Origin of the sequence: Nostoc sp. (assembly GCF_036917635.1) — a bacterium.
Classification (GTDB): domain Bacteria; phylum Cyanobacteriota; class Cyanobacteriia; order Cyanobacteriales; family Nostocaceae; genus Nostoc.
This window is the reverse complement of record NZ_JBALCW010000094.1, coordinates 41,039-58,244: the sequence shown is the minus strand read 5'-3', so window position 1 is coordinate 58,244 and position 17,206 is coordinate 41,039. Positions and strand designations below refer to the sequence as shown.

Sequence of the window (17,206 nt, the reverse complement as noted above, 5' to 3'; positions counted from 1 at the left end):
AAGACATGAATTTTTTAGAAAGTGTCCAAATGGCAGGTAAAACCCTGCTGTCAAATAAATTGCGTAGCGCCCTGACGATGTTGGGTATAGTTATTGGTAATGCCTCAGTGATTGCCATGATTGGTATTGGCGAAGGTGGGCAAAAATACGTTAATAAACAGTTGGAGTCATTAGGGCCAAATGTGCTTTTTGTACTGCCAGGGAATCGAGAAACTCAGCGTATATCCTTTGAAGTGCCAAAAACTCTGGTGTTACAAGATGCTGAAGCGATCGCTTCTCAAGTACCAACAGTAGTAGGAGTTGCGCCGGAGTTAAACACCAGACAGGTAGTTGTATACCGCAACAGAAACACCGATGTCAACATCATTGGCACAACTCCCAGCTTTCTATCGGTACGGGATTTTGAAACTGATAAAGGCAGGTTTTTCTCTGAGATAGACATTAAACGAAGTAACCAAGTCGTTGTATTAGGTGGAGACTTGGCAGAAAAACTATTTGGTAATAGTAACGCTATCGGTCAGCAATTGCGAGTTGGAAACACCAGCTTTCAAGTGATTGGGACGTTAATAGCCAAAGGTTCCAGCGTGGGAGCAGATTATGATAATGCTGCTTTAATACCAATCACGACTTCAGCAAACCGACTTGTGGGAAAGAATTCTCCTTATGGTATCGCCTTAGATTATTTTGTGGCTGCGGCTCGTGATTCAGAGAGTGTGGATGCAGCAGAGTTTCAAATCACTAATTTACTGCGTCTACGGCACAAAATTAATGGTGAAGATGACTTTACTCTTCGCTCTCAAAAGGATGCTTTGCAAACTGTTGGTCAAATTACAGGTGCATTGACAATTATGCTAGCTGCGATCGCTGGCATATCTTTGTTTGTCGGCGGCATTGGTATCATGAATATTATGCTTGTTTCCGTCACCGAACGCACTCAAGAAATCGGATTGAGGAAAGCGATCGGCGCAACTGAGCAAGATATTTTGCTACAGTTCATCATTGAGGCAGTAATAGTTTCCGCAGCTGGCGGTTTAGTTGGGACTGCGGTTGGTGTCAGTGGCATTCTATTAGTGGGAGCCTTGACTCCCTTAGAAGCCTCACTTTCTCCAACAGCGATTACTATGGCAGTTGGGGTCTCTGGTGGTATTGGTTTATTCTTTGGTGTTGTTCCTGCACGTCGCGCCGCTAAACTCGACCCGATTGTGGCCTTGAGAAGTGCTTAGTATATTAGTGTAAACTAATACGTATGGGTAAAATTTTTCCGTCACATCTTCTTGTACTTGATTTATAATTATCGAAACAAATTTGTCAAGGTCGAATGGTTTGAGTAAATATTCTTCAAACTCTACATCTGGAATTTGGTCATGAGTACCTGTGGTAGATGTTGAAGTCACAATGATTGGGATATGATTTCCATTATCTGCTTCCATCGCAGTCAATTTATTGAGTAATGTATAAATACTTTCACCTAAAAACCTAATTTCACTGACAATAATGTTGGGTGTGAACCAACTCAAGATTTCTAAAGCTTCTTTTACCGAACCGACGGTAATCACGTTTGCTCTCAAGTCTTTGAGTAAAAATGCGTACAAATCTCTACTATCGCGATCGTTGTCTACAACGAGTACTTGTACACCTTTGAGTATCCCATTTGTCAAGCAAAAGCCATTGATTAAATTCATAACAAGACCTGCAATTAGGATTTTAAGATCAAAGCGATTGGAAAAATCCCTACTCTTAAAGAGACGAGACAAGCGGATAGGTCAAATAAAAAGTAGCAGAGAACCATTTAATGGTTAAGATTACTAGATTCTGTTTTTGTACTATGAGCAGGTGTTGTTTTATTTCCTAAATGAGTTGATTAACTACGACACAAAACGTAGTAAAACTTTTCAAATAAGGGCAGAACAATGACCATTAGTGTCAACTTGGAGCTAGGGCGAATAGAATTCACGGCGATACAAACATAGATGCAGACAGGCTTACATAGGGTAGCCCACGTGGGATAACAGAAAATCAAGCTTTTTCTAACCCGCGCAGTTTTGGTATGGTTCGTTATATCATGTCCGGCTAATTAGTTACAGTTACCAAATCTGTGCAAAAATTAGAAAACCCTCTTTCCCCCAGCAAGAACTGCCCCCTTGCAGTCTTAATGATAAGGGACTTCCAACAAATAAATTACCCAATCTTGTAGGGTGGGCAACATGAGCGCCCATATACAAGGGCGGGTGAGACGCGCACCCCACAATAAGTAGTTGAGTATTTTTTTATTTGGAAGTCCCTAAGTCTTTAACCAAACACGATATTAGCCTTTAGCGTCATCCTCACCCTCAATCCCTCTCCAATATATTGGAGAGGGATTGAGGGTGATGTATGTTATTTAATTCTTATTCCTTACAAACTTTTTTGAGCAATTAACCAAAATAATTATTGCCATTCCCTCTCCTCAAGTTCCTTTATCGGCAACAATAAGGTAGCTTCAATTTCCTCCCTGATAGCAGGCGTCACTTCACAATTGCTACGTAGACAATCGAGTAGTAACTGATTGGCATCGTAGTAGCGTTGCAGTACTTGCTCTTGTTCAGGGCTAAACTGCCACAGGTGATTAATGTTGCGATAATTAATCACCGTCTTCTTTAGCTGTTCAGTCCAGGCTGAATAGTTTGTCTGCCACCATAACCTTAGCCGTTCTTGACTTTGGCGAGAATTTGGCAATTGGTCAGAGAGTTGTTCCAGGGATTTATGGAGTCCCATATCTAGAACTATGCCCAGAATATTCGAGAGAGCATCTCCACAGGCGTGGATGTGGGCAAAGTCCTGGCTCCCATCAATTGCACACTCTAACAGCAGGTCATCTAAAGCTGCATCCAGAAACATTCCCTGGTCGAGGCTGCTGGCTAGGGCAAAGTGAGGAGCTATGTGAGGAGTTCGACTCAAGGCAAGGTAAAATGCTCGAGTTGTCGCATCTTTTGATTTGTTTGGAATACTGCGAGATTTTTGGCTGGCCCAGGTCAAAAATTCTTGTAAATATGGGTCTTGGCTAACGAGTGCATCAATTTGTTGCTTCATCAACTGTACTAGAGAGTCTGCACTTCGCAGCATGGTAGCTGTTAACAAAAAAATTTCGTGCCAATGCGGGTCGGTAATGTGACTAACTAATCCTTCCAGAGCTTGCTCAAATGCGTCTAGGTTGTAGCTGGCAACAATTTTTCTCGCCGTGAAGTATTCTTGAAATGCCAGATAGGAGAAAGAGAAAATTCCCCGCGCCCGTTCTGCCAGTAGCCCATGTTGAGCCTCGATTGCCCTTAGCGCTGCTTCGCTTTCTATTTCCAGTTCCTCTGCATCCATTGGCACGTTGGTCAGATTCTGAATATAGTCAGAAATGTATTGCTCAACCATGCGTTGCTCAAAAAAGTACTGACCTTTTTCAAATGTCGCTGCCGCAATCTGACTCAATAACTTGAGCTTTTGTGGTAACAAAAACCCTCGATAAACATCATCCCGTTCAATGCCTCTGGCTTCATCCCATTTGCCCAATAGAAGGTCTAGACCTTGCTTATAAAAGTCAGTCCGCTTAGTCGGAAATTTTTCCTGTCTGTGGAACACCCAGCAGGCAAGATGCAGAAATAGGGGCGTGACTACGAGTTGGCGAAATTGCCAGTTTTCATCTAAGTCCAACTTCTGAAGAAACTGAACCGACTGCGCCTGACCATCTTGAATGTTGGTCTTGCTGAATGTCACAAACCATTTTTCAGCGAAGGCTCGGATTTGTTCTAAGGTAAATGGCGCAATCTCAACATCGGTAAAGCCTCGGAGTCTGAGCTTTTGAGATGCTGTTCGACAGGCCGCCACAAACTGATTTTTGTGATACTTTTCTGAAAACCTGCGAATTTCGCCTAAGACAGCATTGCTCTGTTGATTAAGAATTTCATCCATGCCATCAAGCAACAGTAACACTCTACCTGCACTCAGCAAGGTTTCTATGACTGAGTGATCTGAAATTCCAGATGTGAGAAATTCTTGGTGGATGTAATTTAATAGGCTAAACTCGTTGGTGAGTTTAGATACTTCAGCAAAATTTCTCAGTGTAATGAAAATAGGAACCTGATTGGCTTTAAATACACCTTTGTTACACTGAATGGCGAGATGTTGCAAAAAGGTAGTTTTACCTACGCCTGGTCTGCCTAGCACCCTGAGCTTGGAGTATTTTTCAACTGCTCGCATCCCTGCTATTTGTTCCACGGATACTTCACCTAAGCCAAAGCGATCAAATTCTTCTCGTTCAAGGCTTTGGATGTCAGGAATTTCTAACCACTGTTGACTGACAATTTCCTCCAAAATATTCACATCTATATATATGTCATCGATCGCAACGGGACGATTGATATCCAATAACTGCAAAATACCACACTGGTCTTGAATTTTGTCGAAGCGTTGCGATCGCACTTTTTCCACTAAATTCTCAATATCCAGCACAGGGGGGCGGCTATATTCTTCTAGTTCCATAAATTCAGCCGGCGGATTAGTAGCAATATCCCGCCAATTCAGTTCCAACACCAAACAAATTTCAATAAATGTATGACGCTCAACCGGACGACCACTGAAAAACCGCCAAACCGGTTGTCTAGTCTTGAGATTGACTTCGGCTGCTAGATTGTCTTGTGTCCATCCCTTGAGAGCAAATACTCTTCTAGCTTGTTCAATCCCAGTGAGTGATGCTTGGAGCGATCGCTTGACCATAGGACAATAACCTTGCTCCTCAAATCATGAACTTTAATTTTTATTAATATCTGCAATTTTATAGGTTTTTCCCTGATGCAGATATTCTACTCATTTAAAGTGATACAAAATCCCAGAGTATACCTTTCATTTTTTTAACTTTTTGTATCGAAATCAAACGCTATACATTTATCTTATACATTTCAACCTTTTGATGAAACCTGAATTCAAACACTGATCTGTAATGCTCAATTATGAGTTAAAGGGCTATTTAGCACTTACTTGCTTGACTCAAAAATTATAGTTGCATTATATACATATTACTTAAGTATATATCTAAAAAATTTTCTTAACATAAATTGCTAAATTTTCTTAATACTTAGATTTTTGTTTATTAACTCCAACTTAAATAAAAAGTATGAGTTTATTATCAATTAACAAAATATATAAAATTATTGAAATGGCTGAATTAATTTATGGAAAAATAGGATCTGAGAGAATAAATAAATCAGAAACATTTATAGATAAATTATCTTATTATTTAGAAGATTTCAATATCACAGGAAGATGTTCAGTAAACGTCCTACATAAATATATTGACGAACTATCCCAGGAAGAAAAAGCAGAGGTAATAGCTTTGATATGGCTTGGTCGAATTCCATCAGGTCAAGTCCCAGAAGACTTTACCAATTTGATTAAACAAGTAGTAGAGCTAATACCTCGAAATTATGCAACCAGTTATATTATCGAAAAACCCCTTTTAGCAAAATATCTGCGAGACGGACTTCAAAAACTAGATATTTGGAGTTCTGCTTCATCCTGAAAAATCGTCAAGACATCAGGCTGACATTGCTTGACCATTGCAACAATGTCTCTAGCTTCTTCTTCATATAAATCTTCCACATAGCCACTTCTAGAAAGTTGTGCTTCTTTTTGACTATCAAAAGGGCCAAAGTAATAAGTACAGCGCGGAACAAGAGTGTTAACTTCTACCCACCACCCAAACTCTGGTTGATTAAATTGAAATAAATTCATGAGGATACTAATGATTAATTGAACTTAATTCTGTAAAGATCGCTTTCTGGCATTTCCTGATGGCACTTGCTACAACGCCAGTAAACTCTTCGGTAATTGACGTGACGGAGTAAAGTATTTGAACAGTAAATACAAGCATGTTTGCCATTCATAAATTGATTGATTTTTGTAGATATATGATTTTGGCTGTAATCATTAATCAAATTATTTTCACTTCTTAATGAATGTTTCATGTTCAGAGCTAAATTGTTAAATTAATTTAGCTAATTTTGTACTATCCAAAACCTTGTAGAGACGTAGCACTGCTACGGGGAGCATCCCGTCAGGTGCAAAAACCTTGATAGCCCTCATCCCCTAACCCCTTCTCCCAAAGATGGGAGAAGGGGAACTAGAATTATGTCTCCCCTCTCCCAAAGATGGGAGAGGGGCTGGGGGTGAGGGAAAAGATTTAAGCACTCATTGCGATGCTCCCCTGCTACGTCTCTACATTCTTTTTCGGAGATGTCTATTTAGTCCACAAAGCGTGGACTTCAGCTATGAGACTCGGAATTCATTCCGAGGCGGGATAGAAAGGCAGTGCGAGATTTAATAAAAAGCGCTATATAAGCCACGCAATTGATTGCAAGGCTAATATGTAGAGGTTTTAGTTATTTGGTTTTTTCAAAACTACATGGAAAGAATTTAAATATCCTGTAATGGTTTTAGCTAATGTCTTCTGCTGCTTTTTTGTAGTTATTGCCATTACTTGATATAATCTTCCTTCGGCAAGATACATTCTACTTCTAGTGATTTTACCTCCAGAATTGATATACTCAATTTCTTTGCCAGGATGATTATTAGAACTATGAATATTCCGTTGACTAATTAAATTACTTTTCGTAGTCTTTAAAGCCATATCCCGTGCATTATTAAGTACAGCTTGGGGGTCTGTTATTTCACCATAACTATAAGGAAAATCATTGTAAGCAACTATGTATGCTACTTCCTGTTTTGGTGGTTCAGCGACAAATATTTCTAAGGTAATTTCCCCCATGTAAGTTTTTTGGGATTGGGTATTTCTGTTGGGGTTTCCCGGCATTAAAATACTAAAACGCCCATCTGGAGCAGTGTATAACTTCCATTTTGGCTGCACAGGTTGAGAAACCTTTGGTTTCTCAACAGCCGTGGTAAGTTTAGGTTGACGCGCTTCCACAAAAACAGAACCACCACAGACAAGTGTGGTGGCGATTAATGGCAACAGACTTTTAATTGTCATATTTTTTGCCTTTTGAGATACCGATCTCACTGATGATGCTAGCTGTTATAACCTAGCAGCACATAAAGCAGCACCTATTAGCCCCACTTGTGGGTTGAGGATAACATACACGGGGATCTCTTCGAGGAGGCGGCGCATCCTACCTTTTTGGGTGAAGTTTAATAAGAAACCGTTGTTTTCAATTAAGGGCAGGATTTTGGGCGCAATTCCACCAGCAATGTATAAACCACCATAAGGTAGGAGTTTAAGGGCAAGATTGCCCGCTTCTGCACCGTAAGCCTCTACAAATAATTGCAAAGTTTGTTCACAGAGGCGATCGCGTCCTTCTAGTGCGGCTGTACCAATAACAGCACCAGGATCGACGCTTTTCTCTTCTTGTCCGGCTTCTTGTTCCCAAGTTCTGACGATTTGGGCAATATCTGGTGATTCGACGGCAAATTTGCGATCGCGCAAAAATTGGTAAATTGCCACAATTCCCATTCCAGAAACCACACGTTCTACAGAAACGCGCTGGATATCATGTTTACCCAACAGGTATCTCAACAGTTGAAACTCGATCTCGTTGCGAGGCGCAAAGTCAGCGTGTCCACCTTCTGAAGGAAAGACTTGATAGTGGTTCCCCTGTTTAATTAAAAATCCTTGCCCTAAGCCAGTACCAGCACCAATAATTCCAATGGGGGTTTCGGGTTGAGGTTTGCCAACTTGCAACGTGTGCAAGTCTTGTTTTTGTAAACCTGAAATGCCATAGCCAACGGCGGCGAAGTCGTTAATCAAAGAAATATGTGGGATACCCAATTCTTCTTCTAAACGTTCCGTATCTAGGAACCAGGCTAAATTGGTCAGTTTGGCAGTATTTTTGACAATGGGGCCTGCGATCGCAAAACAAGCCTTTTCTGGTGTGGGTGTGTTAGCCTTCACCAAAAACTTCTGCACTATCGGTACCAAATCAGGAAAATCGGCACTGTGGTAACTTTCCTGATAAATAGTATGTATTGCTGGTGAGTCTGATTTTTCAACCAATTGCAGAATAGTTTTTGTACCGCCGATGTCTCCTGCTAGTAACAAAGTCATAGAATTTATTAGTGAATTAAATTACTTTTTTTGTAAGATATACCCAACCTAGCAGAAGTCATGAACACAAATCTCTATCAGAGGTTTAAGCAAATCGAATAACTTCTTCTATGTGGGTTAAATGGGAAGTATCTCCCTTTAGTTCTAATAACCATTCTGGATCTTCGCGTACCACTTTTACTAGAGAACACAAAGAAGCCTTGACTTCTGTTTTGGCAATTTCCCCCACTAACCCCATTGCTCCGCCCAATACAGATGCACCATGTGCTACTAGCAGGATATGTTCTGGGAGGAACTCAGTAGCTAAACATCTCGCAGTTTGTCCAGAACGTTCTCGCACTTTTTCGCGAGTTTCAGGATATTTAGCGGCGATGCGCGGAGTATAGCTGGTGTCAATTCTGGGGAATAACTCTGCTAAGGCTGGAGTTGAGAGTCTTTCGGGTTCTTCTGTCATCCAAACTGGGTTTAGCCATTCACTCAAGCCTGTTTCGAGTTTGATTGGTAAGTTGAGCATTTCTGCAACTGCGTTTGCCGTTTGTACGGTTCGCAAGAAAGGAGAAGCGAAAATATGGGTAATATTTTCTCTTTTTAATCGTTTAGCTAACTGTTGTGCCTGCACCATACCATCATCAGACAACGGTGGATCGTAGCGTCGTTCGGCGGTGAGAAACCAATCAGGGTTTACGAAGTCGAGGCGGTTAGCGTGTCTTGCTATCCAGACTATTTGACTCATGAGTTTAATTATTCCGGTGAATAGAATTCGCCGCTAAACAAATATATAGATATCTGCAAGGAGGGCTGCAAATATTAATATATGACAAAAATCGTAATATTTTGTAATAATATAAATGATTTGGAAAACTTATCAGTCGCGTCAGTGTAGTTTTAAAGCCTTTTTAGCCAAGTCTCTAAGCAATATCGACTATATTAATCTGCTGAAATCTTTAAGATTGCAATAGTCATACTTTGCTTATAGCCTTTTTCGCCATTTTTCTAAAGCTACATCAACTAATCCATTTAGAGAATCATAGTGATCAAATTTATATGTATTAGGTCTTTCACCACCGTAATTAACAGGAAAATTATTTACATCAATCTCTAATAATTTTCTTTCTTCATATGTTAAAGGTTCAGAGTTATTAAGTTTTCTAGCTATTCTGTTTCTATCTTTAAAATGTTGATAAATATATTTATATTCTCGTCGATACTTAGAATTTTCGTTGTATGCTAATTCATTCATTATTTTTACTCTATTTGAAAGTGTCTTTTTGGATGAATTCATCTTTACACCAATTCCACTTGGTACATATCCTTCTAACAAAGCATTTCCTTGCCAATCTGTCCAAATCCTTGCTCTACTTATGCGATCGCTACTATTATTTTTTAACCCTAGCCATAAAAATATAATTGGTGTTCCTTTACTATCAAAATAAAATTCAGCGCAGAATTTACTTGTTTTTTTATTACCATTTCCATATCTAAAACTAATAGCAGAAGACATTTCTTCCATCCGTTTGTCAAAGCTAAGAACCTTTTGACGAATTTTCAATATTCCCTCTTGTTGTTCAGAAGAGCATTTGGCTAGACGGTTCATCAGCCCTCTAGAATGTGGGGGTATATCTTCATTACTTTCTCTGTCCTGATGAGGAACTTCTATTTTTGAAACTTTACCATTATCTAAATTTTTTATCTGTAAATAATAGTTAAACTCATCTGTTAAAATGGCAAATTCAAAAAAATCAATAGATAAATGATGATATTTTTTATCTATAAAATTATCTCTATGAAAATTAGGCTGAATTGCTATTAAGCTAATAGGTTGTTGATAGTCTATTTCGTCTTCTAAAGGTTTTACTTCCTGTAAAGCGTCATAATATCGAGTTAGCTGCTGAACAATATATCTATCTTCAGCATTTTTCAATTCCAACACCACTAACTGTTTATTTTCTCTCAATGCTAAAATATCGCAAATTTGACCATTAACATAATATTGCCGCTTTAGCGGAATTAACCCGAAAAGTTCTTTTAAATTCGCCCAGACAAAATCTTCTAAATCAGCTTCAGTCGCAAATTTCCAACTATTACCCGTTTTTATTAAATTCACGAAATCCATTGTCTGGCTCTGACTTTGGTAAATTACTACCTTTAGTATTCCCAAAGCTAGACAGGAATTTCTATGCTTATATAGCGGTTCTTAGTTGAGTGCAATACAGACCTAACCCCCAGCCCCTTCCCTACAAGGGAAGGGGAGTAAGATTCAAAGCCTCTCTCCTTTTAGGAGAGAGGTTTGGAGAGAGGTCAGACTATATTGCTTCCATTCGAGAACCGCTATAATTAATTATCCTAAATAAGCCTTTTTAACTCGCTCATTACTAATTAATTCTGATGCTGCACCTGATAAAGTAATAGAACCAGCTTCTAAAACATAACCGCGATCGGCAATTTGCAGCGCCAGATTAGCGTTTTGTTCAACTAACAAAATGGTCACACCTGTAGCCCGGAGATTTTCAATAATTGAGAAGATTTCCCGGACGAAGGCAGGTGCTAAACCTAAGCTAGGCTCGTCTAAAAGTAAGAGTTGTGGTTTACTCATTACAGCCCGTGCGATCGCTAACATTTGTTGTTCGCCACCGCTGAGAGTTCCTGCTAGTTGATTGCGCCTTTGTGACAAACGTGGAAATAAGTCAAATTGTCGCCCAATATCTGCTTTTATCTCAGCTTGATTGGTGCGAATATAAGCACCCAAAAGTAAATTATCAAATACTGTTTGTCGCGCTAATACTCTGCGTCCTTCAGGACAGTGAGCGATACCAAGTTGTACAACTTCGTGAGTTTGGCGGCGGTTAATATTATGTCCATTATAAATAATTACGCCACTCTTAGGATTAACTATTTTAGATATAGCGCGGAGTGTGGTAGTTTTACCAGCACCATTAGCACCAATAAGAGTAACTACCTCGCCTTTTTGAATAATTAAATTAATCTTTTTTAGAGCTTGAATACCGCCATAATTAACATCAAGCTCTTTAACTTCTAAAATTGTATAGTTTGGCTTACTATCGGCTTTCATCGGCGGTTTACATCCAGAAATGTTGATTCAAAACCTAAGATACATCAAACCGCTTCGCGGAGTCATTAGTCATTAGTCATTAGTCCAAGAGATACCATTTGGCAAAATTCCTCATGAAGTGGAAGTAAGGTTTGAGGGTGAGAGTGTCGAAAAATTAGAAAGCTTAATGGATAGTGCATTAGCGGAGCTTACCGGAGGTATCGCAGTGAATTCTTTAGACGAATTTGTGAGTATTTTGTTTATATAACATTCATTCATTTCCTAAATAAGCTTCAATTACAGCCGGATCATTTCTGACAACTGCTGGTTTACCCAATGCAATCAATTGCCCAAAATCTAACACCGCAATGCGATCGCACAAACCCATAACCAATGGTACATGATGTTCTATCAGGATAATCGTTAAATCGAAGCGATCGCGCAAACTACGGATAAATTCACTCAATTGCTGCTTTTCGTTGGGGTTCATCCCCGCCGCAGGTTCATCGAGAAGTAAAATTTGCGGTTTTAATGCTAAAGCACGGGCAATTTCTAAGCGACGCTGATCGCCATAGGCAAAGTTTTTGGCTTTTTCGTCAGCGCGATCGCTTAATCCCACCAAATCCAATAAATCTAAAGCTTCCTGCTTAGTTTGAAGTTCTTCGCTAGGCGCTGGTGGTAATCCCAAAACTCCTGTAATTATATTACTTTTAGTGTGTAAATGTCGAGCAATTATCACATTTTCTAACGCCGATAATTCCCCAAACAAGCGGATATTTTGGAAAGTACGGGCGATACCTAAAGCAGCAATTTGATGAGGACGCAGTTGAGAAAGTTCTGCACCTTGATAAATTAATTTCCCGCTAGAAGGGGGAATAAAAGCAGTAATCAAATTAAACAATGTTGTTTTGCCAGCACCATTAGGGCCAATCAGTCCAAAAATCTCATATTTATTTACACTAAAAGATACATTATTTACCGCCACTAAACCACCAAAGCGGCGAGTCAATGCTCTTGCTTCTAAAACAATACTGCTGTTATTATCTAGAATACTATGTGACATTTTTGCATATTATTATGAATATAAAACTTACGCAAGAACTCTCTAAAACTTTTCTTACTTCGCGCCCTTTGCGCCCTTCGCCGTTCGTTTTTCCATGATTTTACGTCTTTGGAAAATATCTGGAGTAATTAACCCTTGAGGGAAAAAGATTGTACCTATTACTATTAAAAAACCAAAAATAATCAATCTTCCATCGCGCAAAAATTGTGCTAACCAATTAGGTAAACCACCAGTATCAGCGAGACTTCGTAGAATCTCTGGTAAAGCTGTAAACACCATACCTCCGACTACGGGACCTAAAAAAGTTCTCGAACCACCAATCAAAACAAAAGTTAAATATATAATACTGCTATCAAAAGTACCTTGACGAGCATTCCAGGTATTAAGGAAGTGGGCGCTAATTGCACCTACAAGCCCTGCAAGTATAGCCCCTAGTGTAAACGCCAAAACTTTGTAATAAGTGGGATCAATTCCCATTGCACCCGCAGCTAATTCATCTTCGCGGATAGCAATAAAAGCCCTTCCTACACGGATGCGTTCTAAACGATAAAGCAGCACCATACTAATTAATAGTAAGGGCAAAGCAATCCATAAATATTCAATTGGTGTTTGGAAAGGTTGAGGAATGCCAAAAATTCCCACAGCACCGCCCGTAATATCCAAATTGAGGGAGATGACGCGTAGAACTTCTACAAAAGCGATAGTAGCGATCGCTAAATAAATTCCTCGCAATCTCAACGCTGGAATTCCCACTATTATACCCAATAAACCACAAATTATCCCAGCCATTAACATCTCCAATAACAACAATGGAATGGGAAATAAACTACTGCTAGATGTAAAAACTTTTGTGGATAAAATTGCTGCAATATATCCACCTAAAGCATAAAATCCTGGACTAGCTAAAGACAATTGCCCTGTCATTAGCGGTAAGTAAAGCGATAACCCTATTAGCGCCCCCAATACCATAGAGACAATTAGAGAACCATAAGTAGCAAAAAAATCAGTCATATTAAAGTTTTTTGATTAAGTTTAATCAAACTATCACTTTTATCAACTACTAAACTGTTAATATTTGCTCTGCTGTCAGCGCCAGTTCAGGAAAAGTTCGTGACACAATCCGTTTTGAACCTCTAAACAGTGTCCCTTCTTCTAGACACTGCTCTAAAAATTGCTCAAAAGTTAGTTTTTGTCTGGTGTATGTTTTCATAGTGCTACGTCTATTTAAACTTTTTGAACAAACCGCCGCCCTAGCAAACCTTGAGGTCTAACTAATAGCATGATAAACAAAATTCCGAAGGCTACTGCGTCTTTATATCCAGATAATTCCGAAGGAACAAACGCCTCGACTAATCCAATTACTAAGCCTCCCACCACTGCACCAGGAATACTACCTAAACCACCTAAGACAATTACCGCTAAACCCCGCAAACCAAAAGTAATGCCGAAATATGGACCAGCTATACTAACACTAGAAGCGACTAAAGTTCCCGCTAATCCTGCTAAAAAACTGCTGATGAAAAATGTTAAGATGATAAAGCGATCGCTATTAATTCCTAACAAACTAGCTGTAGTTGGATCTTCTGCGATCGCTTGCATTGCCTTACCATATTTAGTCCGATTGATAAAATAGGTAAGAATTGCCACAATCACCACTGATACAGCAAAAATTACTACCTGAACGCTGCGAATCGGAATTGGATTATCTGGAGTACCAAAATTAATTGCAGGTGGCAAATTACCGTAAGTATTTGCAGGGTATGTGTAACTTTCTGCCCCTACTAAATACTGGATTAAATTTACAATTACGACTCCTACCCCCAAGCTGGAAACAACAGTTAGCAAGGGATCAGATCCTTGACGGCGCAAAGGTTGAAAAGCAACCCGTTCCATCACTACCCCTACCAATCCCGCCAAGGTACTCCCTAAAATTAAGGCTATAACAAATGGTAATTTTATCGGCAAGCCTGCGTTAGCTAGCAAACCGTTAAATCCAAAGTTACCACCTATGAGGGCATAAGTGAAATATGCACCCAAGGTAAAAATCGCGCCATGAGCTAAATTAATGATGCCCAAAATAGAATAAACTAAGGTATATCCCAAGGCAAAAATTGCATAGATACTACCGATAGATAATCCGTTTAAAAATAGTTGCAAAAATACAGTTATATTCATATTGCAACTATTTTAGAAATACGAATTTTCCAGTATTACCATCTTTATCCATCTTGATTTGGGCAACGTAAAATTCCTTTTGAATCACATCACCGACTGGTGTAAAAGCAATCTCACCTAAAGGAGTATCATACTTTCCAGCTAGTATTTCCTTGTTCAATTCTGTCCGCAGTTTATCAAGAGGTAATGTGCTGATTTTGTTTTTCTTATCCAACGCTCTCAGAGCTTCAACATACACCTGTACCGCAGCAAAAGATTGACCACTGAATTGGGCTGGTTCTTTCTTATATTGCTCAATATAGGTTTGGCGAAACACCTTATTAATCTCACCCGGATATTCAGGACTGTAAGCTTGAGCAATCAGCACACCATCGCAAAGTGCTTTACACACTGATAAAACATTTGGTGTATTCAGACCATTACCACCAATAATTATGCCTTTATAACCCAGTTCTCGCAGTTGTCGCACTAAGTTACCACCATCAGCTGCTAGTCCCGAAATAATTACCAAATCTGGTTTTAAGTTAATTGCATTGGTAGCTTGGGCTTGAAAGTCTGTATCAGTAGTTTGGAACTTTTGAACTGTTACTAATTCTAGCCCTTGCTGTTTTACTGCTGTTTGAAAAATCTCCGTTTCTGATTTGTTAAAGGCATCATTTTGGGCGTAAAAAACTGCCACTTTTTTAATTTGAGGATTCTGCTTGAGTGCAGCTTTGAGCGAATTAGGAGCAACTATAGAGACGGGAGCAGATACACGAGCTACATAATCACCGATTTCTGGAATTCCTTTTGCGGTATTTGATGCACCAATAACTGGGACTTTAGCACGTTCGGCGATAGGGTCAGCACTAAAAGCTTGCTGTGACAAAGTAGGGCCAACAATACCGACAACTTTATCTTTATTAATTAAAGTTTGAAAAGCGTTAATTGCTCCAGCTTCATCACCGCTAGTATCTTGGTTTACCAATTTAATCGGAGTGCCATTAATACCACCTTTACTATTGAAATACTTTTCGGCAATTCTGGCTCCCACGAATCCTTCTTGACCGAGTAATGCTACGTTGCTGGTTTGTGCTAAGGCAATACCGATGGGAATTGCACCTGATGTAGTCGTTGTCTGGGCGGTGTTAGTTGTAGTGTTATTTGTGGCACTATTTGGAGTATTTGTCACAGAGCCACCGCCACAGCCTGTTAGTAGCAAAGCGCAAGTTGATAATAATGCTGTTGTCTGAGCGATCGCGTTATTCATCGTTAAATAATCATGTAGTTATGAGATATTCGGCAAAAGTGAATAAGCTCTGCAAACTAAATTAGGCAGATTTATACTTTTGCAATAATTTTATTTTATTAAATCATTTTTATTTGATTATGCAAATAAAAATATTCCCAATGTTTATCAATCAAGTTATTATAATTAATAATAATTTAACCATTCACAGCTAGAAGGGAAGGGTATGTTACAGCTATGTAAAGATTTGAGGTTTAAGAGGGTAAAAATTAGTACAAAAAGTCAAAACAAAGAATACTTATACTGCAAACTTTTTACCCATTTCAGGTAATAGGTTTATTTCCGCCATGATGTACTAGCGATAACGTACCCGACAATTTAAGATTTACTTTAAAAATTATCTCTAAGAGTATGTTTGAAAATTCCTATTGTTGCTAAATCCCCCACTTTAACTCCGGTTCCTTTAAAAGAGGATTAGAGAGGATCAAAAGTACTTAAAGTCACAGTAAATTTTTTTTAAAACAACCTCTTAGAAATTAGATGTTTGATGGAAAAAATAACTAGAGAATCACTTAGAGAATATTGCAAAATTAGTGCTGGTAACAGCAACTTTGGAAACTTAACCCCTGAATTAAGCATTTATTAGTTCTCCCTAACCCTCTTGTTTTAAAAGAGGGTTAGGAAAAAAATTTTGTTGCTGAATGGGGGTTTCAAAGTCTCTCCCTGCTGATAAATTCGGGTTGGAGAGACGTCTATATTATACTTTGCAACTTTTCAAACACCGTCTTAGCACTACTTCACTTGGTCTGTAATTTCATTATGGTTCATATAGTCAAGGTTTCCGTATGGGCTATTAAATAATCCTAGACGCTGTTTGATTACCAAGTAAATCAAAGCAGGATTACCAAGGATATAACGCTTCCACAAGCGTCGAGGCTCTGTGATAAGCCGAAATAACCACTCCAGTCCTACTTTTTGCATCCAAACTGGTGATCTTCTCACCATGTTGCTAACTAGTTCAAAGCTGACACCAATACCGACAGAAATCGGTACACCTAAATGTAAATAATTGGCAGCAATCCATTTTTCTTGTTTAGGTGCTCCCAAACCAACAAATAAGATATCGGCAGATGTCGCTATAATTTTTGAGTTGATTGAAGTTAATATTGTTGGCTGAGATTCAAACCCGTAAGGAGGACAGTAAGTACCTACAATCTGCAAGCCTGGATGTCTGGAAACAAGAATTTCTTGAGCTTTTTCGGCAGCACCAGGGCGACCTCCTAATAAAAAGACCTTCAATCCTTTTTGAGCAGCAATGGCGCATAGTCTCTCGAACAAATCTGTACCATTAACTCTACCGTTAAGGGGAGTTTCTAAGAACTTCGCTGTCCACAGCAGCGACACCCCGTCTGGTACTACTAAAAAAGCCTGGCGATAAATTTCTCGAAATTTGGCATCCTTCTGCAATGCCAAAATATGCATAGCATTAGGAGTAACTACATATTCTGGCTGACCCTTAGAGAGTATATGTTTAACAATCTTATCTACAACTTCATCAAAATTGTAGTCATCAATTTCGACTCTGCAAATGTTGATTCTCATTAGTACTTC

General features: G+C 39.1%; 16 protein-coding genes. 2 read left to right on the top strand and 14 right to left on the bottom strand.

Annotated elements, in window-relative coordinates; translation table 11 throughout:
- Positions 1 to 5 precede the first annotated feature (5 nt).
- On the top strand, positions 6 to 1,223 hold the full coding sequence (locus V7K32_RS21840; protein WP_334995874.1) for an ABC transporter permease: 1,218 nt from the start codon (positions 6 to 8) through the stop codon (positions 1,221 to 1,223).
- Here the strand turns inward: V7K32_RS21840 and V7K32_RS21835 are convergent.
- Complete coding sequence (locus tag V7K32_RS21835; RefSeq protein WP_334995873.1) at positions 1,152 to 1,682, bottom strand: response regulator; 531 nt, start codon at positions 1,680 to 1,682, stop codon at positions 1,152 to 1,154. The two genes, V7K32_RS21840 and V7K32_RS21835, sit on opposite strands and share 72 nt — an antisense overlap.
- A 745-nt stretch (positions 1,683 to 2,427) precedes the next feature.
- On the bottom strand, positions 2,428 to 4,740 hold the full coding sequence (locus tag V7K32_RS21830; RefSeq protein WP_334995872.1) for an NACHT domain-containing protein: 2,313 nt from the start codon (positions 4,738 to 4,740) through the stop codon (positions 2,428 to 2,430).
- Between the two features lie 397 nt (positions 4,741 to 5,137).
- Here V7K32_RS21830 and V7K32_RS21825 point away from each other — a divergent pair, with 397 nt between their 5' ends.
- A complete protein-coding gene (locus V7K32_RS21825) occupies positions 5,138 to 5,542 on the top strand; it encodes a DUF3775 domain-containing protein (RefSeq protein WP_334995871.1) in 405 nt (134 codons plus the stop codon).
- On the opposite strand, the gene V7K32_RS21820 is transcribed toward V7K32_RS21825, so the two are convergent.
- The 12 genes from V7K32_RS21820 to V7K32_RS21765 all read right to left on the bottom strand — a co-directional run bounded on the left by V7K32_RS21820 (position 5,506) and on the right by V7K32_RS21765 (position 17,197).
- Complete coding sequence (locus V7K32_RS21820) at positions 5,506 to 5,754, bottom strand: DUF1816 domain-containing protein (RefSeq protein ID WP_334995870.1); 249 nt, start codon at positions 5,752 to 5,754, stop codon at positions 5,506 to 5,508. The genes V7K32_RS21825 and V7K32_RS21820 overlap by 37 nt on opposite strands.
- Positions 5,755 to 6,397: 643 nt before the next feature.
- Complete coding sequence (locus V7K32_RS21815) at positions 6,398 to 7,009, bottom strand: hypothetical protein (protein ID WP_334995869.1); 612 nt, start codon at positions 7,007 to 7,009, stop codon at positions 6,398 to 6,400.
- Positions 7,010 to 7,054: 45 nt separating this feature from the next.
- Positions 7,055 to 8,080 (bottom strand): glucokinase, encoded by a 1,026-nt coding sequence (locus V7K32_RS21810; protein WP_334995868.1) that lies wholly within the window; start codon positions 8,078 to 8,080, stop codon positions 7,055 to 7,057.
- 85 nt (positions 8,081 to 8,165) lie between these two features.
- Positions 8,166 to 8,813, bottom strand: coding sequence for a histidine phosphatase family protein (locus tag V7K32_RS21805; RefSeq protein ID WP_334995867.1), 648 nt, complete (start codon positions 8,811 to 8,813; stop codon positions 8,166 to 8,168).
- Positions 8,814 to 9,050: 237 nt separating this feature from the next.
- Positions 9,051 to 10,184, bottom strand: a complete 1,134-nt coding sequence (locus V7K32_RS21800) for an endonuclease NucS domain-containing protein (protein WP_334995866.1) — start codon at positions 10,182 to 10,184, stop codon at positions 9,051 to 9,053.
- 234 nt (positions 10,185 to 10,418) lie between these two features.
- Positions 10,419 to 11,150 (bottom strand): ABC transporter ATP-binding protein, encoded by a 732-nt coding sequence (locus V7K32_RS21795; RefSeq protein ID WP_334995865.1) that lies wholly within the window; start codon positions 11,148 to 11,150, stop codon positions 10,419 to 10,421.
- Between the two features lie 250 nt (positions 11,151 to 11,400).
- Complete coding sequence (locus V7K32_RS21790; RefSeq protein WP_334995864.1) at positions 11,401 to 12,192, bottom strand: ABC transporter ATP-binding protein; 792 nt, start codon at positions 12,190 to 12,192, stop codon at positions 11,401 to 11,403.
- A 54-nt stretch (positions 12,193 to 12,246) separates the two neighbouring features.
- A complete protein-coding gene (locus V7K32_RS21785; protein ID WP_334995863.1) occupies positions 12,247 to 13,203 on the bottom strand; it encodes a branched-chain amino acid ABC transporter permease in 957 nt (318 codons plus the stop codon).
- A 49-nt stretch (positions 13,204 to 13,252) separates the two neighbouring features.
- Positions 13,253 to 13,402 carry a hypothetical protein gene (locus tag V7K32_RS21780; RefSeq protein ID WP_334995862.1) on the bottom strand — a complete coding sequence of 50 codons (150 nt, stop codon included), beginning with the start codon at positions 13,400 to 13,402 and terminating at the stop codon, positions 13,253 to 13,255.
- A gap of 14 nt (positions 13,403 to 13,416) precedes the next feature.
- On the bottom strand, positions 13,417 to 14,367 hold the full coding sequence (locus tag V7K32_RS21775) for a branched-chain amino acid ABC transporter permease (protein ID WP_334995861.1): 951 nt from the start codon (positions 14,365 to 14,367) through the stop codon (positions 13,417 to 13,419).
- Positions 14,368 to 14,374: 7 nt separating this feature from the next.
- Positions 14,375 to 15,616, bottom strand: coding sequence for an ABC transporter substrate-binding protein (locus V7K32_RS21770; RefSeq protein ID WP_334995860.1), 1,242 nt, complete (start codon positions 15,614 to 15,616; stop codon positions 14,375 to 14,377).
- 771 nt (positions 15,617 to 16,387) lie between these two features.
- On the bottom strand, positions 16,388 to 17,197 hold the full coding sequence (locus V7K32_RS21765) for a WecB/TagA/CpsF family glycosyltransferase (RefSeq protein ID WP_334995859.1): 810 nt from the start codon (positions 17,195 to 17,197) through the stop codon (positions 16,388 to 16,390).
- Positions 17,198 to 17,206: the final 9 nt, after the last annotated feature.

Coding starts and splice junctions, on each gene's coding strand:
- V7K32_RS21840 (WP_334995874.1), top strand. CDS start 6: ATGAATTTTTTAGAAAGTGTCCAAATGGCAGGTAAAACCCTGCTGTCA.
- V7K32_RS21835 (WP_334995873.1), bottom strand. CDS start 1,682: ATGAATTTAATCAATGGCTTTTGCTTGACAAATGGGATACTCAAAGGT.
- V7K32_RS21830 (WP_334995872.1), bottom strand. CDS start 4,740: ATGGTCAAGCGATCGCTCCAAGCATCACTCACTGGGATTGAACAAGCT.
- V7K32_RS21825 (WP_334995871.1), top strand. CDS start 5,138: ATGAGTTTATTATCAATTAACAAAATATATAAAATTATTGAAATGGCT.
- V7K32_RS21820 (WP_334995870.1), bottom strand. CDS start 5,754: ATGAATTTATTTCAATTTAATCAACCAGAGTTTGGGTGGTGGGTAGAA.
- V7K32_RS21815 (WP_334995869.1), bottom strand. CDS start 7,009: ATGACAATTAAAAGTCTGTTGCCATTAATCGCCACCACACTTGTCTGT.
- V7K32_RS21810 (WP_334995868.1), bottom strand. CDS start 8,080: ATGACTTTGTTACTAGCAGGAGACATCGGCGGTACAAAAACTATTCTG.
- V7K32_RS21805 (WP_334995867.1), bottom strand. CDS start 8,813: ATGAGTCAAATAGTCTGGATAGCAAGACACGCTAACCGCCTCGACTTC.
- V7K32_RS21795 (WP_334995865.1), bottom strand. CDS start 11,150: ATGAAAGCCGATAGTAAGCCAAACTATACAATTTTAGAAGTTAAAGAG.
- V7K32_RS21790 (WP_334995864.1), bottom strand. CDS start 12,192: ATGTCACATAGTATTCTAGATAATAACAGCAGTATTGTTTTAGAAGCA.
- V7K32_RS21785 (WP_334995863.1), bottom strand. CDS start 13,203: ATGACTGATTTTTTTGCTACTTATGGTTCTCTAATTGTCTCTATGGTA.
- V7K32_RS21780 (WP_334995862.1), bottom strand. CDS start 13,402: ATGAAAACATACACCAGACAAAAACTAACTTTTGAGCAATTTTTAGAG.
- V7K32_RS21775 (WP_334995861.1), bottom strand. CDS start 14,367: ATGAATATAACTGTATTTTTGCAACTATTTTTAAACGGATTATCTATC.
- V7K32_RS21770 (WP_334995860.1), bottom strand. CDS start 15,616: ATGAATAACGCGATCGCTCAGACAACAGCATTATTATCAACTTGCGCT.
- V7K32_RS21765 (WP_334995859.1), bottom strand. CDS start 17,197: ATGAGAATCAACATTTGCAGAGTCGAAATTGATGACTACAATTTTGAT.